Consider the following 25,562-nt stretch of genomic DNA (forward strand, 5'->3'; position numbering starts at 1 on the left):
CGAAGGGCCCCTCCTCGCGGAGGGGCCCTTCTGCGCACCGGGACGAGGGCTCAGCGGAACATGCCGGCGCTGGCCTGCTCCGCCTCGGCGTACTGCATCCCCGCGACGCTGAGCGCCTGCCCGATCGACGCGAGGGACTCCTGGATGGCGAGCTGAGCCGCCCGCCACTGGTCCATGACGCTCTGGAAGCCCGCGGCGGCCGATCCCTGCCACACCGCCTGCAGCTCGAGCAGCTGCGCGAGCATGGTGTCGGAATCGGCCTGGATGCGGTCGCCCGTGGCACGGACGTTGGCGGACTGCGCGACGAGGGCGTCGCTGTCGACGGCGAAGATCGGCATGGGTGCTCCTTTTCGTGTGACCGCCGGAGATCGGCGTGGTCCTCACGCTAGGAGCGGGGCGCGCCGCCCTCCGGGTCGTCCACAGCGTCGCCCGGCGACACCGCGGCGGTGCCGGACTGTGCACGCGGCGTCGCGCCGGCATCCGACCCCTCGCGGGCGAGCGGGAAGGCCACGCGGAACGTCGCGCCGCCTCCGGGGGTGTCGGTCACCTGGACGGTTCCGCTGAGGGAGTCGACGATCGAGGCGACGATCGAGAGGCCCAGGCCGCTGCCTCCCGTCTCCCGTGCGCGGGAGGTGTCGGCCCGCCAGAACCGCTGGAAGACCTTGTCCCTGATCGACTCGGGGACGCCCTCGCCGTGGTCGACGATCGCGATCCATCCGGTGTGCGCCGCGGCGTCCACGCCCACCTCGATGACGATGGGGGATTCGGCGGGGCTGTAGCGGCGCGCATTGCCGAGCAGGTTCGACACCACCTGGCGGATCTTGTCCTCCTCGCCGCGGACGATCGGAGGGAGCGCGACGGGCTTCGCGGGCGGCTGCACGGGGATGTCGAGCTGCGCGACGAGCGGCTGCTCGCCGGTCTGGGCCGGGCGTCGGCGACGCAGCGCCGCCGACGCGCGGGCGATCGCGGCGGTTCCCGGCGCCCAGCGCCGCCGCGGCGCGTCGGGCCCGTCCGCGCGGCCGTCCTCGGGAGCGGATGTCGCGGCCTCGAGCTCGGCGCGCTCGGGCAGCGTCACCGCGCCCGTGATCGCCTCGAAGGTGTGGTCGACGACCGTGACGTCGCGGCCCGGCTCGGCCGCGCGGACGTCGAGCGCGGCATCGTGCGCGATCGGGCGGAGGTCGACCGGGCGGATGTCGAGCTCGCGGCGGTCGTCGAGCCGGGTGAGGGCGAGCAGGTCCTCGACGAGGACGCCCATCCGCTTGGCCTCGGCCTCGATGCGCTCCATCGCCTTGGCCGTCGCCTCCTCGCCCTGCAGCGCGCCCATCCGGTACAGCTCGGCGTAGCCGCGCACGCTCACGAGCGGCGTGCGCAGCTCGTGGCTCGCGTCGCCGATGAAGCGGCGCATCTGCCGCACCGTGGCGTCGCGCTCGTCGATCGCCCCGTCGATGCGGTCGAGCATCGTGTTGATCGCGATCTTGAGGCGGCCGATCTCGGTGCTGGGCTCGATGTCGGTCATCCGCTGGCTGAAGTCGCCCGCCGCGATCTCCATGGCGGTCGCCTCGACCTGGCCGAAGCGGCGGAACGTCAGCGTCACGAGGCCGCGGGTGAGGAACGCCGCCGCGATGACCGTCGCGAACGCGACGAGCGTGAAGACGGCGATGTACGTGCGGACGAAGCTGTCGACGTCGGCGAGGGGGAGCGCGACGACCGTGGCGTACGGGAGGTCGTAGCTTTCCGACTGGAGCGTATTCACGGTCGTCGCGGCGTAGAACCCGGGTCCGCGCCCGGTCTCCGCGTCGAGGGGGACGATGCTGCCGCGCCGGATGTACGCCTCGTCGAGGGGCAGGCGGCGCGGGAAGGCGGGCTCCGCGGCCTCCTCCGAGCCGCCCGCGGTCGCGATGAGCTCGCCCTCGCGGTTGTACATCGCGACGAAGTACTCGGTGCGCGGCTCGTTGTCGGCCGGCACGAACATCAGCTCGCCCGATGCCGTCGTGAGCGGCGTGAGGAGCCGCTCGGCGACGTTCGAGTCGGCGTACTCCTGGACCGTGCTGCGGACGCTGCCGAGCAGGTTCTGCTGGAGGATGGGCACGGTCACGACGCCCGTGATGAGGAGTCCGACGGCGAGGACGAACACCGTCACGCCGGTGACCTTCGCCCGCAGGCTGACGCGTCGCCACCACCGGGTCACGGCGTCGTGCTTGCGTGCCAGGGCAGGGCCTTTCCGCGAGGCGGGGCGCGCCCGCCGACTGTCAGGAGACCTTGTCGACCTTCAGCATGTAGCCGAAGCCGCGCTTGGTCTGGATGAGCGACTCCGCGGTGTGCGGATCGATCTTGCGGCGCAGGTACGATATGTAGCTCTCGACGATGCCCGCGTCGCCGTTGAAGTCGTACTCCCACACGTGGTCGAGGATCTGCGCCTTCGACAGCACGCGGTTCGGGTTGAGCATGAGGTAGCGGAGGAGCTTGAACTCCGTCGGGCTCAGGTCGATCTGCTCGTCGCCGACGTAGACGTCGTGCGTGTCCTGGTCCATCGTGAGCTCGCCCGCGCGGATGACCGACTCCTCCTCGTCGTTCTGCATCGTGCGGCGCAGGACGGCCTGGATGCGCGCGACGATCTCGTCGAGGCTGAACGGCTTCGTGACGTAGTCGTCGCCGCCGACGTTGAGGCCCTTGATCTTGTCCTCGGTCTCGTCCTTGGCGGTGAGGAATATGATCGGGGCGGTGTATCCGGCGTCGCGCAGGCGCTTGGTGACGCTGAACCCGTTCATGTCGGGGAGCATGACGTCGAGCACGATGAGATCGGGCTCCTCCTCCAGCACGGCCGAGATGGTCTGGGCTCCGTTGGACACGGTCCGAACCTGGAATCCGGCGAATCGCAGGCTCTGCGAGAGCAGGTCGCGGATGTTCGGCTCGTCGTCGACGACCAGGATGCGCGGTGCGGTCATGACCCCATTATGTCGGTGCCGGGTAAGCGCGGGCTGGAAATCCGCGCGTCGGGCCCGGAATCCGTGCGCCGAGCGCGAACGCTACGCGGCGGCGAGCCGCTCGGCGTCGAGGATCGTGTAGCTGTAGCCCTGCTCGGCGAGGAACCGCTGACGGTTCTGCGCGAAGTCCTGATCCACCGTGTCGCGCGCGATGAGCGTGTAGAAGCTCGCCGTGTGGTCGGTCTGCTTCGGACGCAGGAGGCGTCCCAGGCGCTGGGCCTCCTCCTGGCGGGAGCCGAACGACCCCGACACCTGGATCGCGACCGACGCCTCGGGCAGGTCGACGGAGAAGTTCGCGACCTTCGACACGACGAGCAGCTTCAGCGACCCCTCCCGGAACGCCGAGAACAGCCGCTCGCGCTCGTCCACGGGCGTGGCGCCCGTGATCTTCGGCGCGCCGAGCGCCTCGGAGAGCTCGTCGAGCTGGTCGAGGTACTGGCCGATCACGAGCACCTGCTCGTCGGGGTGGTGCGCGAGGATGCGCCGCACGGCGTCGATCTTCGCGGGCGCCGTCGCCGCCAGCCGGTAGCGCTCGTCGTCGGCCGCGGCCGCGTACTCGAGGCGCTCCGACGCCGGCAGGTCGATCCGGACCTCGTAGCAGGCCGCGGGGGAGATGTAGCCCTGCGCCTCGATCTCCTTCCACGGCGCGTCGAACCGCTTGGGCCCGATCAGGCTGAAGACGTCGCCCTCCCTGCCGTCCTCGCGCACGAGGGTCGCGGTGAGCCCGAGCCGTCGGCGCGCCTGCAGGTCGGCGGTGAGCTTGAAGACGGGCGCGGGCAGCAGGTGCACCTCGTCGTACACGATCAGGCCCCAGTCGAGGGCATCGAGGAGCGAGAGATGCGCGTACTCGCCCTTCCGCTTCGACGTGAGGATCTGGTACGTCGCGATCGTGACCGGCTTGATCTCCTTGGACTGCCCCGAGTACTCGCCGATCTCCTCGGGCGTGAGCGTCGTGCGCCGCAGCAGCTCGTCGCGCCACTGGCGCGCCGACACCGTGTTCGTCACGAGGATGAGGGTCGTCGTCCCGGTCGCGGCCATCGCGCCCGCTCCGACGAGGGTCTTCCCGGCGCCGCACGGCAGCACGACGACGCCGGAGCCGTCCTCGCGGAAGGTGTCGACCGCGAGCCGCTGGTAGGGGCGCAGCGCCCACCCGTCCTCGGCGAGGGCGATGGGGTGGGGCGTGCCCGGCGTGTAGCCCGCGCGGTCCTCCGCGGGCCATCCGATCTTCAGCAGCTCCTGCTTGATGTGCCCGCGCGCCCACGCGTCGACGATGTAGGAGTCGGGCGTCGGGTGCTCGACGAGCAGCGGCTGGATGCGCTTGTTGCGCGAGACCTCGGTGATCACCGCCTCGTCCTGGGAGACGAGGCGCAGGCGGCCCTCGTCGTCGCGGTCGATCACGAGGCGCCCGTATCGGTTCACGGTCTCGCGGATGTCCGTCGACACCGAGGGCGGGACGGGGAACCGCGACCATCGGTCGAGGGTCTCCAGCATGTCGTCGGCGGTGTGCCCGGCCGCGCGCGCGTTCCACAGGCCCAGCCGGGTCACGCGGTACGTGTGGATGTGCTCGGGCGCCCGCTCGAGCTCGGCGAACACCGCGAGCTCGTGGCGCGCGGCCTCCGCGTCGGGGTGCGCGACCTCGAGCAGCACCGTGCGGTCGCTCTGGACGATGAGGGGGCCGTCGGACATAGCTGTCCAGTCTACCGGCGGGCCGCCGCCGTGGGGTCGGGGCGGTGCGTCACGCGGTGCGGACCGAGCGGATGAGCGAGACCGGGAGGGTGCGCTCGACGTCGGCCGCGCGGTCGAGGCCGCGCAGCCGTCCTCCGCCGATCCCCGACGCCTCGAGCGTCAGCTCGCGCGTCGTCCCGTCGGGCATCGCGACCTCGACGACGATGACGGCCTTGGCGCGGACGGCGGCGTCGAGCTCGCGCTCGCGCCACGCGGCCTCCGCATCCTCGCCGTGCGAAGCGCGAAGCCGGTCGATGACGGCCCGGTACCGCTCCTCGGGAGCATCCTCCTCGGCAGCGGGCGCGAGTCGGCGGCGGTGCAGCGCGACGGTGCGGCCGTCGTCGTCGATCGCGACGACGGGATAGCGCGCGTCGGCGAGCGCCCAGTAGACGGTCTGCCGTGCAGCGCGCGTCCGCAGCAGCGCGCCCTCGCGCACGAGGCCCAGCGGGCGCAGCGCCTGGTCGACGCCGATGGTCTCGACGAGATGGTGGTCGCGGCTCGACACGATCGTGTGGCCGCTGCCCGGCTCGACCGAGACCCGCACGAGGCCGTGCCGCTCGGCGGTCCGGGTGAGCAGGTAGTCGAGCGGCTGCGGGATGCCGGTGAGCGAGAGCTCGGAGAGGAACGAGCGGATGGCCTCGGCCGTCTCGCCGCCCGCGATCGCCGACGAGAGCGACGCCTCGGTGAAGCGGTAGGTCGAGGCCTGCGCGTGCGACTCGCGGACGGTCATCGCGCGCAGGCGCATGTCGAGCGCGGGCACGAGCGGTCCCGGGGAGATCGCGGTGAGGTCGTTCTGCAGGAAGACGCGGTCGACCTCACCGGGGAGGAGCTCTGCGAGGGGGCCGGCGTCGGCGGCGCCGCCCGCCCGGAACGGCGTCGCCCACGGGGTCTCCGTGCCGTCGGGCGCGATGAGGCCGAGCAGAGCCGCCAGACGCAGGGCCGAGGCCGCCCGCTCGGGCCAGGCCGGGTCGAGCGGATAGGCGTCGACCCACGCCGACGGCGGCACCCAGCCGCCCTCGCGGGTGCGCAGACCTGCGGGCAGCGCGTCGCGCCATCCCGTCGCGAGGATCTCCCAGCGACGACGCGTGGGCTCGCGCGTCCAGTCCTCGCCGGCGTCGGCCACGAGCCAGGCGCGATCCACCGGACGCACGAGGCCGGCCGCCTCGGCGAGCGCGACGAGGTCGTCGAGCTCCTCGGCGTCGCGCACGACCTCGTCCTGCACGAGCCGGCGCCGGTCGGACGCGCCGACCGACCCGCCGCCGACGCGCGACAGCGGAGTCGCGAGCGCCGCGACGAGCACGTCAGCGAGCGCCCCGAGGGTCGTGAAGGCGCGCTCCGCCGCCCGAGCCGCGGCCGACTCGTCGGCGGGCTGAGGGGCGTCGTGGCGGGCAGGCGCGAGGTCCACGCCGTCGAGCGCGCGATGGACCGACGGCAGCGGCGACCCGGATCCGTCGACGAGCGAGGACGCGATGCCCTCGTCGGCGATCGGACGGCCGCTGGCGAGGTCGGCGAGCACGTCGCGCGGGAGCTGACGCAGCGCCGTCGTCAACGACTCGGGGGCGAGCAGCGCGTCGGCGGCGTCGAAGAAGTCGCGCCAGCCGACGTGGGCGGAGACCCGGCGGGCCGCGAGGAGCGAGCCGAGCCGCGCGTCGGACATCGCGGCCAGCCGCTCCGCCAGCACCCGTGCGTCCGCGCCGCTCATCCGCTCAGCTCCGGCGCGAGGCGCGACCCCTTCGCACGAAGCTCATGACGAGCAGCGTGAGGAGCAGGAGGAAGGCGATCACGGGCCCGATCTTCTGCACGAGGAACACGACCGGCCACGCGCCGCCGCTGAAGTCGGTGACCCCTGAGGCGGTCGCGATGATCACGGCGAGGAAGCAGCCGATCGACAGCACGACGATCCCCAGGGACATGAACGCGAGGATGCGGTCGACGCGGCGGACCGCGGGCTGCGCGCTGGGCTGATCACTCATCCTGACCAGGATAGTCGCACGCCTGCCGGACTAGGATGGCGGGGAGGGATCGATCGATCCCTCTCTCTACGTTCCAGCGGTATCAGCGAGGTTCACATGCCCACCGGCAAGGTCAGGTTCTACGACGAGGACAAGGGCTTCGGCTTCATCACGTCGGACGACGGACAGGACGACGTGTTCCTGCACGCGAGCGCGCTCCCCGCGGGCGCGGTCGTGAAGGCCGGGACGCGGCTCGAGTTCGGGATCGCCGACGGCCGCAAGGGGCCGCAGGCGCTCTCGGTGCGGGTGCTCGAGGCTCCGCCGAGCCTCGCGAAGGCGTCGCGCAAGAAGGCAGACGACATGGCCGTCATCGTCGAGGACCTCGTGAAGCTCCTCGACGACATCGGCGGCGACCTGCGTCGCGGCCGCTACCCCTCGTCGTCGCACGCGCGCAAGGTCGCGGCCGTGCTGCGCAAGGTCGCGGACGAGCTCGATGTCTGAGGCTCCCGAGCCTGCGGCGGACGCGGAGGCGCTCGCGGATTCCGAGGCGCCCCGCGAGGACGCCTCCCTCGAGGCCGCGCCCGTCGAGCCCGACCCTCGCCTGCTCGAGGCTCGGGATCTCGCGCTCGCCGCGCTGCGGGAGATCACGCCCGCGCAGACCATCGGCGAGCCTGCGGGCTACACCGTCGAGGGCGACGGCGTCGTCTCGCTGCGCTTCGAGAACCGCCTGAGCGGCTATCCGGGATGGCACTGGACCGTCTCCCTCGCGGTCGTCGAGGACGCCGAGCCGACCGTGCTCGAGGCGGAGCTGCTGCCGGGCGATGGAGCGCTGCTCGCGCCCGAGTGGGTGCCGTGGTCGGTGCGCCTCGAGGAGTACAAGGCGGCGCAGAGCGCGGCGGCCGAGGCCGCGGCGGCCGACGAGTCGGATGAGGGCGAGGACTTCGCGCCCGAGGGCGACGAGTTCGACCAGGACGAGGACGACTTCGACGAGGACGGCTCGCCGATCCTGCACGCGGGAGACGTCGACGGCGTCGACATCGACGAGCTCGACGCGGGCGACGACGATGCGGCCGATGACGACGATGCGGCCGATGACGACGATGCGGCCGAGTCCGACGAGGACTACGACGAGGACGACGACGAGGCGCGCAGCGAGGACGACGACGCGGACGAGGACGACGACGCGTGGGATGACGACGACGCGGAGGACTGACCGCGTGAGACAGGAGGAGCCCCGGCCGGTCGGCCGGGGCTCCTCCTGTCTGCGGCGACGGATCAGCTGTTCTCGAGAACGAAGTCGATCGCGCGCGTGAGCTGGCGGACGTCCTCGGGCTCGATCGAGACGAACGTCGCGACCCGGAGCTGGTTGCGGCCGAGCTTGCGGTACGGCTCGGTGTCGACGATCCCGTTGGCGCGCAGCGTCTTGGCGACCGCCGCCGCGTCGACGGCCTCGTCGAAGTCGATCGTCACGACGACGGGGGAGCGGTGCGCGGGGTCGGCCACGAACGGGGTCGCCGAGGACGACGCCTCGGCCCACCTGTACAGCGCCTGCGACGACTCCGCCGTGCGGGCCGCGGCCCACTCGAGGCCGCCGTTCTCCAGGATCCAGCCCAGCTGGCTGTCGAGGAGATGGAGCGTCGCGAGGGCAGGGGTGTTGAGCGTCTGCTCCTTGCGCGAGTTGTCGACCGCATTCCAGAGGCTGAGGAACTCCGGGATGTAGCGGTCGGAGGCGTGCAGGCGCTCGATGCGCTCGATCGCCGCGGGCGACATCGCGGCGAACCACAGCCCGCCGTCCGAGCCGAGGTTCTTCTGCGGCGCGAAGTAGTACACGTCGGTCTCGGCGACGTCGAAGTCGATGCCGCCGGCGGCGCTCGTCGCATCGATCACGGTGAGCGCACCCGCGTCGCCGGACACGCGCCGGATCGGTGCGGCCACGCCCGTGGACGTCTCGTTGTGCGGCCACGCGTAGACGTCGACGCCCTCGACCGGCTCGGACTCGGCGCGCGTGCCCGGCTCCGCCTTGCGGACATCGGGGGCCTCGAGCCACGGCGCGGCGGCCGCCTTCGCGAACTTCCCGCCGAACTCGCCGAAGACGAGGTTCTGCGCGCGGCGCTCGATGAGCCCGAACGCGGCCGCATCCCAGAACGCGGTCGAGCCGCCGTTGCCCGTGACGATCTCGTAGCCGTCGGGCAGGCGGAGCAGCTGCGCGAGGCGCTCGCGCACGCTCGCGACGAGGTTCTTCACCGGCGCCTGGCGGTGCGACGTCCCGAGGAGCGACGATCCCGCCTCGGCGAGGGCGGCGACCTGCTCGGGACGCACCTTCGAGGGGCCGCAGCCGAACCGGCCGTCGGAGGGAAGGAGATCGGCGGGGATCGTGAGCGTCATGCTGCTCATCCTACGGCGCGTGCGCGGGCGGCCACGGCGGCCAGCGCCCGGGGTCCGTGCTCCCGGTTAGGATTGCCTTCGACGCAGACGGAGGATCGATGACCGACCTGATCGACACCACGGAGATGTACCTCCGCACCATCCTCGACCTCGAGGAGGAGGAGATCATCCCCCTGCGCGCGCGCATCTCCGAGCGCCTCGGCCACTCCGGCCCGACCGTCTCGCAGACCGTCGCCCGCATGGAGCGCGACGGCCTCGTCGTCGTCGCCGAGGACCGCCGTCTGCAGCTCACCGACGAGGGCAGGGCCAAGGCCGTCGAGGTGATGCGCAAGCACCGCCTCGCGGAGCGCCTCCTGTCGGACGTGATCGGCCTCGACTGGGCCTACGTCCACGACGAGGCGTGCCGGTGGGAGCACGTCATGAGCGAGCAGGTCGAGCGCCGCCTCGTCGAGCTGCTCGGCTACCCGACCGAGTCGCCGTACGGCAACCCGATCCCCGGGCTGGAGCAGCTCGGGGAGTTCTCCGTCGAGCGGGCCGATCAGGGGGTGGTCGGCCTCGTGCGCCGCCTCGACGAGAACGGCGGGCCCGTCTCCGGCACGGTCCGGCGGCTCGCCGAGTCGGCCCAGGTCGACCCCGAGCTCCTGCAGCAGCTGCGCGACGCCGGGGTCGTGCCGGGTGCCCACGGCGACTTCCGCTACAGCGAGGGGTACGTGCTGGTCCAGATCGCGGGCGCGCAGGACGCGCTCGAGCTGCCCGTGGAGATCGCGTCGCACATCTTCCTCGTCGACGATCGCGGCTGACGCTCGGCTGGGAGCCCGACGGGGAGCGTGACATTTCCGTTATCTTCCGTTACCGTTGAGCGATACCCGGCGGCTCCGAGCCCCGGGCGCTCCGTGAGAAATCGCCTCCCCGGCTCGTCGTTCTGACGGAGTGAGACTGTGCCCCGACCAGTTCTGACGAGTCGGCGCTCCCTGGCGCGAGGCGACGGAGGAGACAACTTGGCTGAGAACCCCACGTCCGCTGGCGCCCCCGACGCCGACGCGACGACCCCGACGAAGGCCGTGCAGCCCGTGACGCGAGGAATCGTCGTCATGCCGCGCAGCGACGTCCGGCGCATGGAGCGGGCCGCCCGCCGTGCCGGCGCCCACCAGGTGAAGCCGGTCCGCGCCGCGGGCACGATCGCCGCCGTCCTCGCCCTGCTCGCCGGTGTCGCGATCCCTGCGTACGCGGCGACGCAGCCGGCGCCCGAGACCGTCTCGATGCAGGATGCCGCCGAGCGCGAGGCCCAGTCGATCGCGGTGGACGCCGCGGTCGAGACCGCCCCGCTGAGCGGCGCGGCGTACTCCGCGACGACCCCGGAGGAGATCGAGGAGGCCAAGGCGGCCGCCGCGGCGGCGGAGGCCGCCGAGCGCGCCCGTGAGCAGGCAGAGCTCCTCGCCCAGCAGCAGCGCGAGCAGCAGGCCCAGCAGCAGGAGCAGCAGGCGCAGACCGCGCCGCAGCAGCCGCAGCAGCAGCCGCAGACCTACGAGCCCCCGGTCGTGAGCGACGGCGGCATCTGCCCGCTGCCCGCCGGCACCTACTACGTGAGCCGCTCGGTCGGGTCGGGCCACGAGGGCACCGACATGGTCGCGCCCGCGATGACCCCGATCTACGCCGTGAAGTCCGGCACCGTCATCACCTCGCAGGAGGCGCTCGGCGGCTGGGGCGTCACCGTCGCGATCGACCACGGCGACGGCACCTCGAGCCTCTACGGCCACATGACCTACGGAACCCGCCAGGTCGAGGTCGGCCAGACCGTCGAAGCGGGCCAGCTGATCGGCTACGTCGGCTCGACCGGCCGCTCCACGGCGAACCACCTCCACATCGAGTACCGCATCAACGGCGCGATCGTCGACCCGATGAGCTACCTCCCGATCTGATCGGATCCCGCGAGAGAGCGCCCGGCACGTCACGTGCCGGGCGCTCTGTCGCACCCGGCGACGGAATCCCCGGCTGTTCACCCGCTCTTCGCCCTCGACACGCCCGGGGTGCGCTAGCCTGACCCTGTCGCCGAGAGAGGCGGAGGGAGCCGATGGAACGAATACCTCGCATCCGCACCACGGATGCGCTCGGGCGTTACGTCCTCCGGCATCGTGTGCACACGGGCCGCGGAGCAGCCGCGGTCTCTCCAGGGCGCTGTCCATGAGACAGCGCCCTTTTTCGTGCCCGCGCACGCCCGCCGTCGATCGGAGCGGTCGCAGTTCGAATGCCCGGAAGCCGTCCGGGTCGTATCGAAGGGATCGAGTATGCGAACACTGGTGCTGAATGCGGGATACGAGCCCCTCGCGGTCGTCTCGTTCAAGAGAGCCCTCGTCCTCGTCATGAACGAGAAGGCGACCGTCATCGAGCACGTCGAGGGGGAGCCCGTGTGGGGCACGAGATCGGTGTTCGACCGGCCCGCCGTCATCGTCCTCACCCGCTACGTGCGCGTGCCCACGGCGCGTCGGACGCCGGTGACGCGTCGCGGCGTGCTGCGCAGGGACGGCTTCCGCTGCGGGTACTGCGGAGCCTCGGCCTCGACGATCGACCACATCCTCCCGCGCTCGCGCGGGGGACGGGACACGTGGGAGAACCTCGTGGCGTGCTGCCTGCGGTGCAACAACGTCAAGAGCGACCGGACTCCGCAGGAGATGGGCTGGGAGCTCCGCTTCGCGCCGGGCGCGCCGCGCAGCACGTCCTGGACGGTGCGCGGGGCCGAGCGCGCGGATCCGCGCTGGGAGCCGTACCTCGCGCTCGCGGCGTGAGACGGTGCCCCCGACTGGACTCGAACCAGCGACGCACGGTTTAGGAAACCGACGCTCTATCCACTGAGCTACGGGGGCGTCCGCACCAGCTTATCGGCAGTGCGGACAGGACACGGCGCCGCCCGGGATTCCCGGGCGGCGCCGTGCGACGCTCTCAGGCCTGGACGGCCAGCGCGAAGCGCACGCCGTCGGGCGTCACCTCGGCGTCGAGCACCTTGTCGTCGAGCTCGACGGCCGCCTCCTGGGGGAGGAAGACGCGAACCGGGCCGCTCTCCACCACGGCGTCGGCGGCCTCAGGCGAGGGCGCGAGCGTGAGCGTGTACCCCTGCGGGGAAGAGCTCGAGCCGTCGATGCGCAGGCCCGCGGTGGCGGGATCCGGCGACTGGTCGACGATCGTTCGGACGGCGGTCTGGGCGTTCTCGGTGAGTGTGAGCATTCGGCTCTCCTTCCGTCGGGCCAGCCACGATTCCGAGAACGCCGCCGGGATGCAACCCCCGGACGCGACACGGCGCCGATTCACACGGGATGCACATGTGCATCCGGCGAATCGGCGCCGCGACGTGCGGGCTCAGTGAGCCGCTTCGTAGGCCTCGAGCACGGCAGCGGGGACGCGCCCGCGCTCGGAGACGGAATAGCCGTTCTCCTTCGCCCACGCGCGAACCGGTCCGTAATCGGTCTGGCCGGAGCGTCGACGGGTCACGCGCGATGCGCTCGAATTCGTCGAGCCGGATCCGCTTCCGACGCGGCGGCCGGCCGAGATGTAGCGCTCGAACTGCGCACGGAATTCCGCCGCGTTGTCGGCGGAGAGGTCGATCTCGTAGCTCTTTCCGTCAAGGGCGAAGAGGACGGTCTCGCCTTCTCCGGGCTCGAGAACGGTGTCGTCGAGGTCGTCAACAAGCTGGTGGATGATCTTTCGGGCCATATCTCGAATGTAGCGCCAGAAGGCGCCAATTCGAGCACAATTCGCGTCTGCCCGGGGATATCAGGGCAGAATACCGGCGCGACGCGCTTTCGCGACCGCGGCCAAACGCGTAGAGGCGTCGAGTTTCGACATCGCGGCGCCGAGATAGGCCTTCACCGTTCCCTCGCGAAGACCCAGCTGAGCGGCGATCTCGGCATTCGTCGCGCCGAGAGCAGCGCAGGCGAGCACGTCGACCTCGCGCGGCGAGAGGTGCACGGTCGGCTCGGCCGCCGGACGCTGTGCCGACACGGCCACGCCGGAGAGCGCGGCGAGCCGACGCTCGACCTCCTCGAGACGGGATCGGATGGCGCCGTCGTCGACGGCGGCCGCGATGCGCCGCAGCTCGGCGTAGGTCTCCCGCAGCTCCTCCTGGTGCGCGGGCGGGAGCACGGCCGACGACTCCGCCGCGGCCTCCCGTCGCCGCCGCGACGCGTCGAGCGCGGCGATCTGGCTCGCGAGCCGGTCGGCGACCTCGACGGCGGGAGCCGCGGCGACCCCGCCGACGTTCCACTGGCCCCAGGCGGCGCCGTAGAGCACGCCTCGTGCGCGTCCCTGGACGATGACGGGCACGGCGAGGAGGGTGCCGATGCCCTCGCCGAGGATGTACGGGTCGTAGTCGTGCGTGATCTGCTTCGCCGTGCGGTAGTCGCTCGCGAAGCGGGGGCGCAGCTCCATGATCGCGCGCCCGCCGAGGCCGCGCTCGGGGCGCACCGCGAGCCCGTCGAGCGCCGACGTCCGCGTGCCGTGGAAGGCCGACATCGCGACGCGGCCGTCCTCCAGGAGTCCGCCGAACGCGACGGGGAAGCGCGTGCGCCGAGCGAGCTCGTCGACGGCGCCCGCGACGAGCCGCTGCTCATCGGCTCCGCGAGACGGCAACACTGTCTGCACCGGGGATACCTACTTTCGGGGGTGACGACCGCTCTGTCGCTTTCCGTAGCGTCGAAGATATCACCGGCGAGGTGCCGGAACACCGGCTCTGCGAACACGCAGTGCGGCAGGGACCATGCGGCAAGGAGGCCTCATGACTGACTCTCCGGGCGGCGTCGCCCCGACGACGTCGATCGACTATGCGGCGGTGGAGGATTCACCGCGATTCCGCGAGCTGAAGCGCACCCAGCGGAGCTTCATCTTCCCGCTCGCGGCATTCTTCCTCGTCTGGTATTTCCTCTACGTCGTCCTCGCGGGCTTCTTCCCCGAGTTCATGGGGCAGAGGGTGTGGGGAGATATCACCGTCGGCCTGCTCTTCGGATTGGGCCAATTCGTCACGACATTCGCGATCACGATGGGATACGTGGCCTTCGCGAATCGCCGACTCGACCCGATCTCCGCCGAGATCCGGTCTGAACTCGAGCGGAAGGCGGCCGGCGCATGAGCGCATGGATGGCAGCGGCACCCGCGCAGATGGAGAACAACCCGATCCTCAATATCAGCGTGTTCGGCGCCTTCGTCGCGGTCACGCTGTTCATCGTCATCAGGGCGAGTCGCAACAACAGGACCGCGGCGGACTTCTACGCCGGCGGGCGCTCGTTCAGCGGGCCGCAGAACGGCTTCGCGATCGCGGGGGACTACCTCTCCGCCGCGTCGTTCCTCGGCATCGTCGGCGCGATCGCGCTGAACGGGTACGACGGGTTCCTGTACTCGATCGGCTTCCTCGTGGCGTGGCTCGTCGCGCTGCTGCTCGTCGCCGAGCTCATGCGCAACACGGGCAAGTTCACGATGGCCGACGTGCTGTCGTTCCGCCTGCGGCAGCGTCCCGTGCGGATGGCCGCTGCGATCACGACCCTCGCGGTGTGCCTGTTCTACCTCCTCGCGCAGATGTCGGGAGCGGGCGGCCTCGTGTCGCTTCTGCTCGGGGTCGGCGACCGCGTCGGCCAGTCGGTGGTCATCGCGGTCGTGGGCGTCCTCATGGTCGTCTACGTGCTCATCGGCGGGATGAAGGGCACGACCTGGGTGCAGATCGTGAAGGCCTTCCTCCTCATCGGCGGCGCCATCGCGATGGCCGTCTGGGTGCTCGCGCAGCACGGGTTCGACTTCAACGGCCTTCTCGGCGCCGCGGTCGCGAACGCGTCGGCCGGCGAGGCCATCCTCGCGCCCGGCCTCCAGTACGGCGCGAAGCCGCTCGACTTCCTGTCGCTCGGGATGGCGCTCGTGCTCGGCACGGCCGGCCTGCCGCACGTGCTCATGCGCTTCTACACGGTGCCGACGGCGAAGGAGGCGCGTCGCTCGGTCGTGTGGGCGATCTGGCTCATCGGGCTGTTCTACCTGCTCACGCTCGTGCTCGGCTACGGCGCGGGAGCGCTGGTCGGCGCGGAGACGATCGCGGCCGCGCCGGGCGGCGTGAACTCGGCCGCCCCGCTGCTCGCGCAGGCGCTCGGCGGCCCCGTGCTGATGGGGTTCATCTCCGCCGTCGCGTTCGCGACGATCCTCGCGGTCGTCGCGGGCCTCACAATCACCGCCGCGACCTCGTTCGCCCACGACATCTACGCGAACGTCATCAAGAACGGGCGCGTGGAGGGCGACGGCGAGGTGCGGGTCGCCCGCATCACGGTGCTCGTGATCGGCGCGCTGGCGATCGTCGGCGGCATCGGCGTGCAGGGGCAGAACGTGGCGTTCCTCGTGGCGCTCGCGTTCGCGGTCGCGGCGTCGGCGAACCTGCCGACGATCCTCTACTCGCTGTTCTGGCGCGGCTTCACGACGCGCGGCGCGGTGTGGAGCATGTACGGCGGCCTCGGCACGGCCCTGGTGCTCATCATCTTCTCGCCCGTGTTCTCGGGCACCGAGACGAGCGTGTTCCCCGCCGCCGACTTCGCGATCTGGCCCTTGAGCAACCCGGGGATCGTCTCGATCCCGGTCGGGTTCCTCCTCGGGTGGATCGGCTCGCTGACCTCGCGCTCGGCGGAGGACCCGCGTCTCGCGGCCGAGATGGAGGTGCGCTCGCTCACCGGGTTCGGCGCCGAGAAGGCGGTCGAGCACTGAGCGGCGTGCACTGAGGCGGAAGGAGCGCCGACCCGCGGCCTACTCGCGGGTCGGCGCTCCCGTGTGCGGCGGGCGGATGGCTCAGGCGCCGAGCGCGTCCTGCTCGAGCTCGATGAGGTGGCGCTTCAGCTCGATGTCGCCGCCGTAGCCGCCGATCGTCCCGTCGGCGCGGATGACCCGGTGCACCGGGACGATCAGCGAGTAGGGCGTCGTTCGGCAGGCCGTGCCGACCGCGCGGGCGGCGCGCGGGCGCCCCGCCATGGCGGCGACCTCGCCGTAGCTCGCCGTGGTGCCGTAGGGGATCTCGCGCACCGCCTCGAGGGCCTCTCGCGTGAAGCCCGTCGCGAGGCGCCAGTCCAGCGCGAGGTCGAAGCGCCGGCGCTCGCCCGCGAAGTAGCCCTCGAGCTGCGCGGCGAGCTCCTCGGCGGCGTCCGAGCCGTCGTCGGGAAGGAGGGCGCCGCGCAGCTCGCGGGAGACGGACTCGAGCGCCCACTCGGGCTCGGCGGCGAGACGCAGCGCGACGAGGCCCTCGTCGGAGAACGCCGAGACCGCGTCGCCGACGGGCGTGGGGAGGATCGCGTACCGGTAGGTCATGCGTCCATCCTGAAGGGGCGGACGGCCGTGCGGCGCTCGCGCGGCGCACCCGGGAGCCGACGCGCCGATGGAGAGGGCCTGTGCAGTCGGCGTCGCGGGGCCGTGCGCCCGGGTAATCCGGCGAAACTCCGCGGCACGCGGGTGACTTTGAGGCGCGTCCGCCTACCCTGACTGGTGTGCTGCCCGCTGAAGACGACGCCGTGGAGACCACGAGGCTCGTGCCCGTGACGCCCGCGGACCTCCGCGTGGCCGACCCCGACGTGTCGGTCGCGCATGTCGCGTCCTCCGAACGGGAGCAGCTGCGGTCTCTCGCCGGGGCGCTCGGCGGACGGTCGCCGCTCCTGCGCTATCGGCCCTCGCCCGAGTCGGGCATCGAGATCACGAAGGCGCATCCCGGCAGCCTCCCGCAGTTCATCACGGGACGGTCGACGCTGCTGTCGAACCTCTTCCGCGACGAGGTCGCGCTGCGCACCGCCCGCCTGGCCGCAGAGCGGATCACGGCGAAGAACCTCGAGCTGCGCACCGTGCGCGGCATCGACGCCGTGCGCCTCGCGGTCGGCCTCGCGACGTGGCGCGTCGGCGACGAGGAGTTCGTCGCGCCGGTCCTCCTGCGCCCGCTCGCCATCCGCCGCCATCACTCCGACTTCGAGCTGAAACTCCACGGCCGGTTCGCCGTGAACCCCGAGCTCGTCCGCATCGCGCAGGACCACTTCGGGATCGACATCGACGGCGACGCGCTCGCCGAGCTCGCCTACGACGAGGGCGTGTTCAAGCCCCAACCCGTGATCGACCGGCTGCGCAGCCTCGTCGCGCACGTCGACACCTTCAGCGTCAAGCCGCGGCTCATCGTCTCGACGTTCGCGGAGGTCGGCGAGGTCATGGCGCGCGATATGCGCGAGCTCGACCATCCGGTCCTGAACGCGCTCGCCGGCCACCCCGACGACCTCGCTGCCCTGGGCGCCCAGCGCCCGGCACCCGCCGTGCCGCACCCCGACGAGCGCGCGCCGGCATCCGACATGCTCCTGCTCGATGCGGATGCCGAGCAGGAGCGCGTGCTGGCGCGCATCACGGCCGGACAGTCTCTCGCGGTGCACACCCTGCCCGGCACGGGCGGCACGCAGACGATCATCAACGCCGTGGGCGCGCTCGTGCGCGATGGCAAGCGGGTCCTCGTCGTGAGCGCGCGCCGCTCGACCCTCGAGGGCATCCGCCATCGTCTCGCGGGCATCGGGCTCGACGCCCTCGCGGTGTCGCCGACCGACCTGCGGCGCGACCTCATCCGCGCGATCGGCCGCAACGAGAAGGCGACGCAGCCCAAGGTCTCCGACATCGACGACGCGCTCGTGCGCCTCCGCTCGGTGCTGCGTGACTACCGCCACGCGCTCACGCGCGTGCACGACGGGCTCGGCATCTCGGTGCTCGAGGCGACGCGCACCCTCACGCGGCTCGCGGCCCTGCCGACCCCGCCGTCGACATCCGCCCGCCTCGGCATCCGGGCCCTCGAGCAGCTCGCGGGCGACCGCTCGAAGGCCGCATCGACCCTGGCGCTCGCCGCGCGCCTGGGCGAGTTCCGCGTGGGCCCCGACGACTCACCGTGGTACGGCGTCTCGTTCTCGTCGACCGACGACGCCCGTGCGGCGCATCGGATGGCCGGCAAGCTGCACCGCACGAGCGTGCCGAACCTCCTCGAGCGCGGATACGAGCTCATCTCGCAGACGCGGATGCGCCCGTTCACGACGATCGACGAGCTGGGGGAGTACCTGCGGCTCCTGCACGGGATCCGCGACTCGCTCGACCGGTTCACGCCGTCGGTGTTCGAGCGCCCGCTCGGCGACATGATCAAGGCCTTCGGACCGCGACGCGAGTCGGGCCTGCCCGGCGCGCAGCGCCGGCGCCTCAAGCGCCTCTCGAAGGAGTACCTGCGCCCCGGTGTGCACGTGACCGACATGCACGCCGCGCTGTCGCGGATCCAGCATCAGCGTCAGCAGTGGCAGCAGCTCGTCGACGTGGGGACGATCCCCGAGCTGCCGCTCGGACTCGCCGACGTGCAGGTCGAGTGGCAGCGCGTGGAGGCGGAGCTGAGCGAGCTCGACGCGGCCCTCGGGCGCGGGTCGCGGCTCGCATCGATGCCCGTGGAGCGTCTCGTGCGCACGCTCGCCGGGCTCGCCGCCGACTCCGACGTCTTCGACAACATCGTCGAGCGCGCTGAGCTGCGCGCCGAGCTGTCGCGCCTCGGCCTCGAGCCGCTCCTGACCGAGCTGTCGGTCCGCCATGTCGACGAGGAGCGCGTGGGCGAGGAACTCGAGTTCGCGTGGTGGCAGTCGGCCCTCGAGCACCTGCTGCAGAGCGACCGCGCGCTGCTGGGCGCCAACACGTCGGTCGTCGACCGGCTCGAGCGCGACTTCCGTCTCGTCGACGAGGCGCACGCCGCGGCATCCGGTCCGCTGCTCGCCTGGCAGCTCGCGACGCAGTGGAAGATCGGCATCGTCGACGAGCCGGGCGAGGCGGAGGCGCTCAAGCGCTCCCTCACGCGCGGCGACGTGAGCGCCGAGGCGCTCGCATCGATCGCGCCGACCCTGTCGCGCGTCATCGCGCCGGTCTGGATCGCGTCGCCCTACGACGTGCCCCTCATCCCCGACGCGCCGGGATTCGACGTCGTGCTCATCGCCGACTCCGGGGCGATCGGCCTCGCGGAGGCGGCCCCCGCCATCCGCCGCGCTCGTCAGGTCGTCGCCTTCGGCGATCCCGTGACGCAGCGGCCCCTGCCCTTCTCCGTCGCGGTGCTCGAGAGCCCTCCCTCGGGCGGCGAGCAGGCCAGTGCGTTCGAGCGCCTCGCCGACGTGCTGCCGGTCGAGACGCTGACCCGCAGCTACCGGGCGGGCGGCGAGGACCTCGCCGAGCTCGTGAACGACGCGTTCTACGGCGGCGAGATCGTGTCGCTCCCGTGGGCGGGGTCGTATCTCGGCCGCGGCAGCCTGTCGGTCGACTACGTCGAGGGCGGCTACGGCGCGCCCGACCCGGAGAGCGGCGCCGTCGAGAGCCCCGATGCCGAGGTCCAGCGCGTCGTGACGCTCGTCGTCGAGCACGCCGTGAACCGCCCGCATGAGTCGCTCATGGTGATCACGGCGAGCCGTCGGCACGCCGAGCGCATCCGCTCCGCCGTGACGACCGCGTTCGCGGGCCGCTCGGATGTCGCGGACTTCGTCGCGCGCGACACGACCGAGCCGCTCACAGTGCTCACGCTCGAGGAGTCGGTCGCCGAGAGCCGCGACCGCGTGATCTTCTCGCTCGGGTACGGCGTGACCAAGCACGGCCGCGTGCTGAGCGACTTCGGCGACCTCTCCACGCCGGACGGCGAGAGGCTCCTGACCGTCGGCATGACCCGCGCGCGGCGCTCGATGGTGATCGTGTCGTCGATCCGGCCCGCGGCCGACGACGGCCGCCTCGAGCACGGCGCGGCCATCCTCATGGGCATCCTCGCGAGCATCGACGGGCGAGGCCGCGAGGCGCGGCGCGAGGACGACGCGGATCCGCTCACGCGCGTGCTCGCGCGCGAGCTGCGCCGACTGGGCGTCGCCGTCGACGTGGACTACCACGGGATGCTCCCGCTCGTCGCGCAGCGCAGCGGCAAGGCCGTCGTCGTGGAGAGCGACCCCGAATCGCAGGACGCGTCGCTGCGCGAGTCGCTGCGGCTGCGCCCGCACGCCCTGCGGCGGCTCGGCTGGCACTACGTCCGCGTGCACGCCTTCGACCTCTACAGCGACCCTTCGGCGGTCGCCGAGCGCATCGCGGCCGTGCTGGGCGTCGCCGCCGACACGCCCCGCGTCGACCCGGACACCGAGCCGCTCGCCTTCTGATGCCGGACGAGCCTCGTCAGCGGGTCGAGCGCGTCGCCGGCGCGCGTCGAGCCCGCCTCACGCGCGTGGAAGGCACGCTCGCCGACGCGGATGCGGAGGCGACCCTGCGTGATGCGGACGCGGGCGGTCGCCCCGCCGCGGGGGAGAAGGGCGCCAACGACGAGCGGCTCCGGAGGGATCGTCCGCCGCACTGGTGACACGGCCATGCGCCCCTCAGACGGAGAAGGGCGCCTCCCGAACGGGAGGCGCCCTTCGTCAGATGCGCGCGAGTCAGCGGGAGGTCTGCTTCGCGAGCAGGTCGCGGATCTCGGCGAGGAGCTCCTCCTGCGTGGGAGTGGGGACGTCCTCGGTGACGCCGAGCTTGGCCTTGCGGCGCTCGGCGAGCTTGTTCATCGGCAGCACGAGCGCGAAGTACACGACGGCGGCCACCGCGAGGAAGTTGATGATCGCCGAGATGATGCCGCCGATGCCGAGGTTCGCCGTGGCGAAGAGGCCCGGGATCGGGATGACCCAGCTGGCGAGGTCGCCCGAGGGCACGAACGCGCCGATGAGCGGGTTGACGAGGTTGTCGACGACCGCCGTGACGATCGCGGCGAACGCGGCGCCGATGATGACCGCGACCGCGAGGTCGATGACGTTGCCGCGGGAGATGAACTCCTTGAAGCCCTGGATCATGGTGGTGGTTCCCCCATCTGCCGACGACGCCGGCGAGAAGTCGAACCGCGGGGCGTCAGGCGCCGGCCGCGGCGGGAGCGGAGGCTCCCGACCCCGATGATGACGCAGACGAGGACGCGGATCCAGCACCCGCGCCGGAGGAGGACGCAGTATTCCGCGAGTCCGTGCGGTAGAAGCCCGCGCCGTTGAACGTCACGCCGATCGAGCCGTACTGCTTGCGCAGCTCGCCCCCGCACTCGGGGCACTCGGTGAGCGACGGGTCGCTGAAGGCCTGGACGGCGTCGAACCGGTGGCCACAGGACTTGCAGGCGTAGGCGTATGTGGGCATGGGTCCTCGTTCGGATGATGGAGCGGAGTCGTCAGCCGCGGAACGCGACGGTGCGCGTCGGGGTCACGACGCCGTCGACGGGCTGATCATGGAGATCGCGGGGAACGCGATCGACCAACTCGGAATCATAGATCACCGCGTATACGGGCGGCCTGTGCGCCATCGAGCCGAGCGTCTTGTCGTAGAAGCCCCGGCCCCAGCCCATGCGGAGCCCCTCGCCGTCCACGGCTGACGCGGGCACGACGAGGAGGTCGACGTCGTTGACCGCGATCGGCCCGAGCACCTCGCCGACGGCCTCGGGAACGCCGTACGCGCTCTCGATCTCGTCGCCGTCCGCGCTCGCGGCCGTCCAGTCCAGGAGGCCATCCGCTCGCGTGATCGGCAGCAGCACGCGGAGGCCGCGCTCGAGGGCGGAGCGGATGAACGGGCGCGTGTCCGGCTCGGTCGGGCCCGACAGGTAGCAGGACAGGGAGCGCGCGCCCAGACGCGCGACGAGCGCGTCGAGCTCGCGGTGGATGCCCTCTCCCGCCGCCTCGCGCTGCGCGGGCGAGAGCAGCTGGCGGCGCTCGCGGATCTCCGCGCGCAGGGCGCGCTTGGCCTGATCGAGCTCTCCGGGCATGTCCCGATCCTAGGAGACGCGATCCGTGTCGCAGGGGGATCACAGGCGGATAACGGGGCATCGCCTAGGCTGTCAGCATGGATTCACCGAAGATCAAGGCGGTCATCCCCGCCGCCGGGCTGGGCACGCGCTTCCTTCCGGCGACGAAGGCCACGCCCAAGGAGATGCTGCCGGTCGTCGACAAGCCGGCGATCCAGTACGTCGTCGAAGAGGCTGTCGCCGCCGGCATCCGCGATGTGCTGATGATCATCGGGCGCAACAAGAACGCGCTCGCGAACCACTTCGACTCCGTGCCCGAGCTCGAGCGCAACCTCGAGAAGAAGGGCGACACCGGCCGTCTCGAGCGCGTCCAGGCGTCCAGCGACCTCGCCGACATCCACTTCGTCCGCCAGGGCGACCCCAAGGGCCTCGGTCACGCGGTGCTGCGCGCCCAGGCTCACGTGGGCGACTCGCCGTTCGCCGTCCTCCTGGGCGACGACCTCATCGACGAGCGCGACGAGCTGCTCACGACGATGATCGACGAGCAGGCCAAGCGCGGCGCGCAGGTCATCGCCCTCATGGAGGTCGACCCCGACCAGATCCACATGTACGGCTGCGCTGACGTCGAGCCGACCGACACCGAGGGCGTCGTCCGCGTGAAGGGCCTCGTCGAGAAGCCCGCCAAGGAGGACGCGCCGTCGAACCTCGCGATCATCGGCCGCTACGTGCTGACCCCCGCGATCTTCGATGTGCTCGAGCGCACGGAGCCCGGCAAGGGCGGCGAGATCCAGCTGACCGACGCGCTGCAGGAGGTCGCGGCCGACGAAGCGGGCCCCGGGGTCTACGGCGTCATCTTCCGCGGGCGCCGCTACGACACGGGCGACCGCCTCGACTACATCAAGGCCATCGTCCAGCTCGCCGCGGACCGCGCCGACCTCGGCCCGGACCTGCGACCCTGGTTCAAGGAGTTCGCGACCACTCTCTGAGCCCGGTCGCTCGAGACATCTGCCGAGGAGTCGGATGGATACCCAGGCGTGGCGTGAGCACGGCGCGGTGTCCATCCGACTCGTGCGTCCGCGGGACGCGCGCACGCTCCAGCAGGAGCTGCTCGCGAACCGATCGTGGCTGCGCCCGTGGGAGGCCACGAACCCCGACGGCGCCATCTCCTTCGACATGCGCGCCGGCATCCGGCGCCTGCTGCAGCAGTACCGCGACGGCGTCGGCGTGCCCCTCGTCATGGAGTACGAGGGCGTCATCTGCGGTCAGCTCAACGTGTGGGGGATCGCCCGCGGCTCCCTCTCGTCCGCGACGATCGGCTACTGGGTGAGTGAGCGCTTCGCGGGCCGCGGCATCACCCCGACAGCCGTCGCGCTCGCGACCGACCTCTGCTTCACCGATCTCCGTCTGCATCGCATGGAGATCTGCATCCGGCCCGAGAACGTGCCGAGCCTGCGCGTGGTCCAGAAGCTCGGATTCCGGTACGAGGGGCTGCGCCGTCGGTACATCCACATCGACGGCGACTGGCGCGACCACTACGCCTTCGCCCTCGTCCGCGAGGAGGTGCCGGAAGGCGTCCTCGCCCGCTGGGTCAGCGGTCGCGCGCCCACCGACGCCGCGGCCATCCCGCCGAGCGACACACTCGCCTCCTGACCGCTCCGCGCGCGACACGCGGGCGCGAGCGCGGGCCGCGCACCGTCGTCGCCTACCTTTGTCTTCATGGGCGGGCAGATGCTGGGCGGCGGCGTGATCATCGCGGTCGCCGTGCTGCTCTGGATCGTCTACCTCCTCCCGACCTGGCAGGCGCGCATGCGCTACAACGCCGCCGAGCGCAACGCGGTCCGGCTCAACCAGGCTCTGCGCGTGCTCGCGGAGACGAGCGAGACGCCCGACGAGATCCGCGTCGAGCTGAGCGCGCGCGAGGCACGCGCGCAGGAGAAGCTCGTGCGCCAGCTGCGCGCCGAGGACGAGCGGCTGCGCGCCGAGCGCGACCGCCTCGAGCTCGAGCGCAAGCGGATGGAGGTGGAGGCGCGCCTCGAGCGCGAGCGCGACGAGGCCGCGGCCGGTCGCGAACGCCGGCGCCGTGAGCTGGAGCTCGAGGCGGAGCGCCGCCGACGGGAGCTCGACGCCGCGCGCCGCGCTCCCGAGGTGCTCCGCGCGCGCCAGGCGCGCGCCCGTCGCGCCGTGCGGATGGCCGCCACCGTCGTCCTGCTCGCTGGCCTCGCGGCAATCGCCGTCGGCGTCGCGGCCCTCGCGCAGGGCGGAGCCGGGTGGTGGCTGGCGGGCGGTGCCGTCACGACGCTCGTGGCGCTGCAGACGCTGAATCGGATGGCCGCGGTCGCGCGTCGCGCGAAGCGCCCGGCGGCCCCGGCGGCTGCGCCGATCGCCGAGGCGGCCCCGGCGGTCCGCCGGGCCGCGCCCGCGCTCATGGACCCCGAGGACCGCGGCTGGACGCCGCGCTCGCTCCCGGCGCCGCTGACGAGCGTCTCCGGCTCGCGCGCCGCGCTCGCGCTCGACGGCGCGCGCGCACACGAGGCGCTCCGCGCGGCAGCGCGCGAGGAGGCGCTGCGCACGCAGATCGCGGCCCAGGCTCCCGCGCCGGTGCCGATCACGGCGGCCCGTCAGCAGCAGCCGGCGTCGCCGTATGCGCGCATGGGGTTCGTCGACGACGCCGAAATCGAGGCGCACGTGCGCGAGCTGCTCGCCCGCCGCGCGGCCGGATGACCGCAGATGTCCGATCCGGTGCGGCGACGCCCCGATCGTGAGACGCTCTCGGCGGATCGGAGCCCGTCCGTCCCGCTCGAAGGAGAACGATGACCCGCCCCGCTCGACTCGTGTTCGTCGGAGACTCGATCACCGATGCCGGTCGCGATCGCTCGCACGCCGCCTCGCTCGGACACGGTTACGTGCACCTCATCGCCGAGACGCTCGGCGATGAGGTGCACGTCGTGAACGTCGGGGTCGGGGGAGACCGCGCCGTCGACCTCGAGCGCCGCTGGAACGAGGATGTGGAGGCAGCCGAGCCGGACGTGCTCACCGTCTACATCGGCGTCAACGACACCTGGCGGCGCTTCGATCGCGACGACCCCACCAGCGCCGAGGACTTCGAGGCGACCGTGCGCCGGCTGCTCGCGAGTGACGCCGCGCGCCGCGCACGGCTCATCCTCGTGGAGCCGTTCGTCCTGCCCGTGCGCGACGATCAGGAGGGGTGGCTCGACGACCTCGCGGCGAAGCGAGAGGTCATCGCGCGTCTCGCGGAGGAGCACGGCGCGTCCTTCGTGCCGCTGCACCGTCTGCTCACCGAGGCCGCCCGCACCGTGGGTGCTGCCGCGCTCGCGCCTGACGGCGTCCACCCCTCTGCCGAGGGCGCGCGACGGATCGCGGACGCATGGCTCGACGCCTGGCGACGCGCCTGACGCGCCTCGGTTTCGGCAAGCGGCTCGGGGTCTGGTAATGTATCTCGGGTTGCAAGGGCCCATGGCGCAGTTGGTAGCGCGTCTCGTTCGCAATGAGAAGGTCGGGGGTTCGAATCCCCCTGGGTCCACACTGAGTTGAGACAGTCGACAAGCCCCCGTCCATCGGACGGGGGCTTCGTCGTATCCGGCGCCCGGCACGTCGGCGCCGAGCAGGAGTCGTCGGGGCGCGGCCGTGCTGGCCCTGCCTCCGGCTCGCGACACGCCCGGGTGGTGGGTGGGTTTGCTGGGGGTGGGGGTTCGGCGTAATGTATTCCCTTGTCGCCGCCAAGCG

General features: G+C 72.0%; 27 protein-coding genes and 2 tRNA genes. 14 read left to right on the plus strand and 15 right to left on the minus strand.

Going from position 1 to position 25,562, the window contains the following annotated elements; all coding sequences use genetic code 11:
• Window positions 1–50: 50 nt before the first annotated feature.
• The 6 genes from ACWXWW_RS11410 to ACWXWW_RS11435 form a co-directional block, all read right to left on the minus strand.
• Entirely contained in the window at window positions 51–338 is a 288-nt protein-coding gene (locus ACWXWW_RS11410) for a WXG100 family type VII secretion target (protein ID WP_271173564.1), read from the minus strand.
• Window positions 339–385: 47 nt separating this feature from the next.
• Window positions 386–2,188, minus strand: coding sequence for a sensor histidine kinase (locus ACWXWW_RS11415; RefSeq protein WP_455969986.1), 1,803 nt, complete (start codon window positions 2,186–2,188; stop codon window positions 386–388).
• Window positions 2,189–2,249: 61 nt separating this feature from the next.
• Window positions 2,250–2,945, minus strand: a complete 696-nt coding sequence (locus tag ACWXWW_RS11420; protein ID WP_271173562.1) for a response regulator transcription factor — start codon at window positions 2,943–2,945, stop codon at window positions 2,250–2,252.
• Between the two features lie 81 nt (window positions 2,946–3,026).
• Window positions 3,027–4,670 (minus strand): DNA repair helicase XPB, encoded by a 1,644-nt coding sequence (locus ACWXWW_RS11425; RefSeq protein ID WP_324014141.1) that lies wholly within the window; start codon window positions 4,668–4,670, stop codon window positions 3,027–3,029.
• 49 nt (window positions 4,671–4,719) lie between these two features.
• Entirely contained in the window at window positions 4,720–6,411 is a 1,692-nt protein-coding gene (locus ACWXWW_RS11430) for a helicase-associated domain-containing protein (RefSeq protein WP_421075456.1), read from the minus strand.
• A gap of 4 nt (window positions 6,412–6,415) precedes the next feature.
• The gene (locus ACWXWW_RS11435) at window positions 6,416–6,682 is read right to left on the minus strand and encodes a multidrug ABC transporter ATPase (RefSeq protein ID WP_455969987.1); all 267 of its coding nucleotides are present in this window, start codon (window positions 6,680–6,682) and stop codon (window positions 6,416–6,418) included.
• 96 nt (window positions 6,683–6,778) lie between these two features.
• On the opposite strand from ACWXWW_RS11435, the gene ACWXWW_RS11440 reads away from it, so the two are divergent.
• Together ACWXWW_RS11440 and ACWXWW_RS11445 are read left to right on the plus strand one after the other, a co-directional pair.
• Window positions 6,779–7,162 (plus strand): cold-shock protein, encoded by a 384-nt coding sequence (locus tag ACWXWW_RS11440; protein WP_271173558.1) that lies wholly within the window; start codon window positions 6,779–6,781, stop codon window positions 7,160–7,162.
• The gene (locus ACWXWW_RS11445; protein WP_455969988.1) at window positions 7,155–7,874 is read left to right on the plus strand and encodes a DUF3027 domain-containing protein; all 720 of its coding nucleotides are present in this window, start codon (window positions 7,155–7,157) and stop codon (window positions 7,872–7,874) included. The genes ACWXWW_RS11440 and ACWXWW_RS11445 overlap by 8 nt, the downstream gene beginning before the upstream one ends.
• A gap of 62 nt (window positions 7,875–7,936) precedes the next feature.
• On the opposite strand, the gene serC is transcribed toward ACWXWW_RS11445, so the two are convergent.
• Window positions 7,937–9,046 (minus strand): phosphoserine transaminase, encoded by a 1,110-nt coding sequence (gene serC, locus ACWXWW_RS11450; RefSeq protein WP_455969989.1) that lies wholly within the window; start codon window positions 9,044–9,046, stop codon window positions 7,937–7,939.
• A gap of 98 nt (window positions 9,047–9,144) precedes the next feature.
• Here serC and ACWXWW_RS11455 point away from each other — a divergent pair, with 98 nt between their 5' ends.
• The 3 genes from ACWXWW_RS11455 to ACWXWW_RS11465 all read left to right on the plus strand — a co-directional run bounded on the left by ACWXWW_RS11455 (window position 9,145) and on the right by ACWXWW_RS11465 (window position 11,829).
• The gene (locus tag ACWXWW_RS11455) at window positions 9,145–9,846 is read left to right on the plus strand and encodes a metal-dependent transcriptional regulator (RefSeq protein ID WP_271173555.1); all 702 of its coding nucleotides are present in this window, start codon (window positions 9,145–9,147) and stop codon (window positions 9,844–9,846) included.
• Between the two features lie 198 nt (window positions 9,847–10,044).
• Window positions 10,045–10,965, plus strand: a complete 921-nt coding sequence (locus tag ACWXWW_RS11460; RefSeq protein WP_455969991.1) for a M23 family metallopeptidase — start codon at window positions 10,045–10,047, stop codon at window positions 10,963–10,965.
• A gap of 366 nt (window positions 10,966–11,331) precedes the next feature.
• The gene (locus ACWXWW_RS11465) at window positions 11,332–11,829 is read left to right on the plus strand and encodes an HNH endonuclease (RefSeq protein WP_271173553.1); all 498 of its coding nucleotides are present in this window, start codon (window positions 11,332–11,334) and stop codon (window positions 11,827–11,829) included.
• A 5-nt stretch (window positions 11,830–11,834) separates the two neighbouring features.
• On the opposite strand, the gene ACWXWW_RS11470 is transcribed toward ACWXWW_RS11465, so the two are convergent.
• From ACWXWW_RS11470 to ACWXWW_RS11485, 4 genes are all read right to left on the minus strand, one after another.
• Window positions 11,835–11,907: transfer RNA gene (locus ACWXWW_RS11470), tRNA-Arg, on the minus strand.
• 76 nt (window positions 11,908–11,983) lie between these two features.
• Window positions 11,984–12,265: a Fe-S cluster assembly protein HesB gene (locus ACWXWW_RS11475; protein WP_271173552.1), complete on the minus strand. Its 282-nt coding sequence runs from the start codon at window positions 12,263–12,265 to the stop codon at window positions 11,984–11,986.
• Between the two features lie 132 nt (window positions 12,266–12,397).
• Window positions 12,398–12,751, minus strand: coding sequence for a histone-like nucleoid-structuring protein Lsr2 (locus tag ACWXWW_RS11480; RefSeq protein WP_271173551.1), 354 nt, complete (start codon window positions 12,749–12,751; stop codon window positions 12,398–12,400).
• Window positions 12,752–12,811: 60 nt separating this feature from the next.
• Window positions 12,812–13,678, minus strand: coding sequence for a LuxR C-terminal-related transcriptional regulator (locus ACWXWW_RS11485; RefSeq protein ID WP_455969993.1), 867 nt, complete (start codon window positions 13,676–13,678; stop codon window positions 12,812–12,814).
• A gap of 133 nt (window positions 13,679–13,811) precedes the next feature.
• On the opposite strand from ACWXWW_RS11485, the gene ACWXWW_RS11490 reads away from it, so the two are divergent.
• Window positions 13,812–14,162, plus strand: a complete 351-nt coding sequence (locus ACWXWW_RS11490; protein WP_271173549.1) for a DUF485 domain-containing protein — start codon at window positions 13,812–13,814, stop codon at window positions 14,160–14,162.
• Window positions 14,159–15,766, plus strand: coding sequence for a solute symporter family protein (locus tag ACWXWW_RS11495; protein WP_455969994.1), 1,608 nt, complete (start codon window positions 14,159–14,161; stop codon window positions 15,764–15,766). The genes ACWXWW_RS11490 and ACWXWW_RS11495 overlap by 4 nt, the downstream gene beginning before the upstream one ends.
• Window positions 15,767–15,847: 81 nt before the next feature.
• Here the strand turns inward: ACWXWW_RS11495 and ACWXWW_RS11500 are convergent, their stop codons facing one another.
• Window positions 15,848–16,360, minus strand: coding sequence for a methylated-DNA--[protein]-cysteine S-methyltransferase (locus ACWXWW_RS11500; RefSeq protein WP_282979389.1), 513 nt, complete (start codon window positions 16,358–16,360; stop codon window positions 15,848–15,850).
• Window positions 16,361–16,527: 167 nt separating this feature from the next.
• On the opposite strand from ACWXWW_RS11500, the gene ACWXWW_RS11505 reads away from it, so the two are divergent.
• The gene (locus ACWXWW_RS11505) at window positions 16,528–20,217 is read left to right on the plus strand and encodes an AAA family ATPase (protein WP_455970001.1); all 3,690 of its coding nucleotides are present in this window, start codon (window positions 16,528–16,530) and stop codon (window positions 20,215–20,217) included.
• Window positions 20,217–20,414 carry a hypothetical protein gene (locus tag ACWXWW_RS11510; RefSeq protein ID WP_324014147.1) on the plus strand — a complete coding sequence of 66 codons (198 nt, stop codon included), beginning with the start codon at window positions 20,217–20,219 and terminating at the stop codon, window positions 20,412–20,414. The genes ACWXWW_RS11505 and ACWXWW_RS11510 overlap by 1 nt, the downstream gene beginning before the upstream one ends.
• 73 nt (window positions 20,415–20,487) lie before the next feature.
• On the opposite strand, the gene mscL is transcribed toward ACWXWW_RS11510, so the two are convergent.
• Genes mscL through ACWXWW_RS11525 form a run of 3 tightly spaced genes read right to left on the minus strand, consistent with a single transcriptional unit; the run spans window position 20,488 to window position 21,839 of the window.
• Window positions 20,488–20,892 (minus strand): large conductance mechanosensitive channel protein MscL, encoded by a 405-nt coding sequence (gene mscL, locus ACWXWW_RS11515; protein WP_455969995.1) that lies wholly within the window; start codon window positions 20,890–20,892, stop codon window positions 20,488–20,490.
• A gap of 55 nt (window positions 20,893–20,947) precedes the next feature.
• Window positions 20,948–21,220, minus strand: a complete 273-nt coding sequence (locus ACWXWW_RS11520) for an FmdB family zinc ribbon protein (protein WP_455969996.1) — start codon at window positions 21,218–21,220, stop codon at window positions 20,948–20,950.
• Window positions 21,221–21,251: 31 nt separating this feature from the next.
• Window positions 21,252–21,839: a 5-formyltetrahydrofolate cyclo-ligase gene (locus ACWXWW_RS11525; RefSeq protein WP_455969997.1), complete on the minus strand. Its 588-nt coding sequence runs from the start codon at window positions 21,837–21,839 to the stop codon at window positions 21,252–21,254.
• A 77-nt stretch (window positions 21,840–21,916) separates the two neighbouring features.
• Between ACWXWW_RS11525 and galU the strand changes: the two genes are divergently transcribed.
• The 5 genes from galU to ACWXWW_RS11550 all read left to right on the plus strand — a co-directional run bounded on the left by galU (window position 21,917) and on the right by ACWXWW_RS11550 (window position 25,359).
• Window positions 21,917–22,804, plus strand: a complete 888-nt coding sequence (gene galU / locus ACWXWW_RS11530; protein ID WP_271173541.1) for a UTP--glucose-1-phosphate uridylyltransferase GalU — start codon at window positions 21,917–21,919, stop codon at window positions 22,802–22,804.
• Window positions 22,805–22,838: 34 nt separating this feature from the next.
• Window positions 22,839–23,468, plus strand: a complete 630-nt coding sequence (locus ACWXWW_RS11535) for a GNAT family N-acetyltransferase (protein ID WP_271173540.1) — start codon at window positions 22,839–22,841, stop codon at window positions 23,466–23,468.
• 66 nt (window positions 23,469–23,534) lie between these two features.
• Window positions 23,535–24,539 carry a large exoprotein gene (locus ACWXWW_RS11540; protein ID WP_455969998.1) on the plus strand — a complete coding sequence of 335 codons (1,005 nt, stop codon included), beginning with the start codon at window positions 23,535–23,537 and terminating at the stop codon, window positions 24,537–24,539.
• Between the two features lie 89 nt (window positions 24,540–24,628).
• Complete coding sequence (locus ACWXWW_RS11545; RefSeq protein WP_455969999.1) at window positions 24,629–25,231, plus strand: SGNH/GDSL hydrolase family protein; 603 nt, start codon at window positions 24,629–24,631, stop codon at window positions 25,229–25,231.
• A 55-nt stretch (window positions 25,232–25,286) separates the two neighbouring features.
• Window positions 25,287–25,359: transfer RNA gene (locus tag ACWXWW_RS11550), tRNA-Ala, on the plus strand.
• Window positions 25,360–25,562: the final 203 nt, after the last annotated feature.

Source organism: Microbacterium sp. KNMS, from assembly GCF_053851835.1.

Coding starts and splice junctions, on each gene's coding strand:
- ACWXWW_RS11510 (WP_324014147.1), top strand. CDS start 20,217: ATGCCGGACGAGCCTCGTCAGCGGGTCGAGCGCGTCGCCGGCGCGCGT.
- ACWXWW_RS11545 (WP_455969999.1), top strand. CDS start 24,629: ATGACCCGCCCCGCTCGACTCGTGTTCGTCGGAGACTCGATCACCGAT.
- ACWXWW_RS11455 (WP_271173555.1), top strand. CDS start 9,145: ATGACCGACCTGATCGACACCACGGAGATGTACCTCCGCACCATCCTC.
- ACWXWW_RS11435 (WP_455969987.1), bottom strand. CDS start 6,682: ATGAGTGATCAGCCCAGCGCGCAGCCCGCGGTCCGCCGCGTCGACCGC.
- ACWXWW_RS11410 (WP_271173564.1), bottom strand. CDS start 338: ATGCCGATCTTCGCCGTCGACAGCGACGCCCTCGTCGCGCAGTCCGCC.
- mscL (WP_455969995.1), bottom strand. CDS start 20,892: ATGATCCAGGGCTTCAAGGAGTTCATCTCCCGCGGCAACGTCATCGAC.
- ACWXWW_RS11520 (WP_455969996.1), bottom strand. CDS start 21,220: ATGCCCACATACGCCTACGCCTGCAAGTCCTGTGGCCACCGGTTCGAC.
- ACWXWW_RS11465 (WP_271173553.1), top strand. CDS start 11,332: ATGCGAACACTGGTGCTGAATGCGGGATACGAGCCCCTCGCGGTCGTC.
- ACWXWW_RS11440 (WP_271173558.1), top strand. CDS start 6,779: ATGCCCACCGGCAAGGTCAGGTTCTACGACGAGGACAAGGGCTTCGGC.
- ACWXWW_RS11425 (WP_324014141.1), bottom strand. CDS start 4,670: ATGTCCGACGGCCCCCTCATCGTCCAGAGCGACCGCACGGTGCTGCTC.
- ACWXWW_RS11480 (WP_271173551.1), bottom strand. CDS start 12,751: ATGGCCCGAAAGATCATCCACCAGCTTGTTGACGACCTCGACGACACC.
- ACWXWW_RS11490 (WP_271173549.1), top strand. CDS start 13,812: ATGACTGACTCTCCGGGCGGCGTCGCCCCGACGACGTCGATCGACTAT.
- ACWXWW_RS11535 (WP_271173540.1), top strand. CDS start 22,839: ATGGATACCCAGGCGTGGCGTGAGCACGGCGCGGTGTCCATCCGACTC.
- ACWXWW_RS11430 (WP_421075456.1), bottom strand. CDS start 6,411: ATGAGCGGCGCGGACGCACGGGTGCTGGCGGAGCGGCTGGCCGCGATG.
- serC (WP_455969989.1), bottom strand. CDS start 9,046: ATGACGCTCACGATCCCCGCCGATCTCCTTCCCTCCGACGGCCGGTTC.
- galU (WP_271173541.1), top strand. CDS start 21,917: ATGGATTCACCGAAGATCAAGGCGGTCATCCCCGCCGCCGGGCTGGGC.
- ACWXWW_RS11475 (WP_271173552.1), bottom strand. CDS start 12,265: ATGCTCACACTCACCGAGAACGCCCAGACCGCCGTCCGAACGATCGTC.
- ACWXWW_RS11420 (WP_271173562.1), bottom strand. CDS start 2,945: ATGACCGCACCGCGCATCCTGGTCGTCGACGACGAGCCGAACATCCGC.
- ACWXWW_RS11445 (WP_455969988.1), top strand. CDS start 7,155: ATGTCTGAGGCTCCCGAGCCTGCGGCGGACGCGGAGGCGCTCGCGGAT.
- ACWXWW_RS11500 (WP_282979389.1), bottom strand. CDS start 16,360: ATGACCTACCGGTACGCGATCCTCCCCACGCCCGTCGGCGACGCGGTC.
- ACWXWW_RS11525 (WP_455969997.1), bottom strand. CDS start 21,839: ATGCCCGGAGAGCTCGATCAGGCCAAGCGCGCCCTGCGCGCGGAGATC.
- ACWXWW_RS11540 (WP_455969998.1), top strand. CDS start 23,535: ATGGGCGGGCAGATGCTGGGCGGCGGCGTGATCATCGCGGTCGCCGTG.
- ACWXWW_RS11495 (WP_455969994.1), top strand. CDS start 14,159: ATGAGCGCATGGATGGCAGCGGCACCCGCGCAGATGGAGAACAACCCG.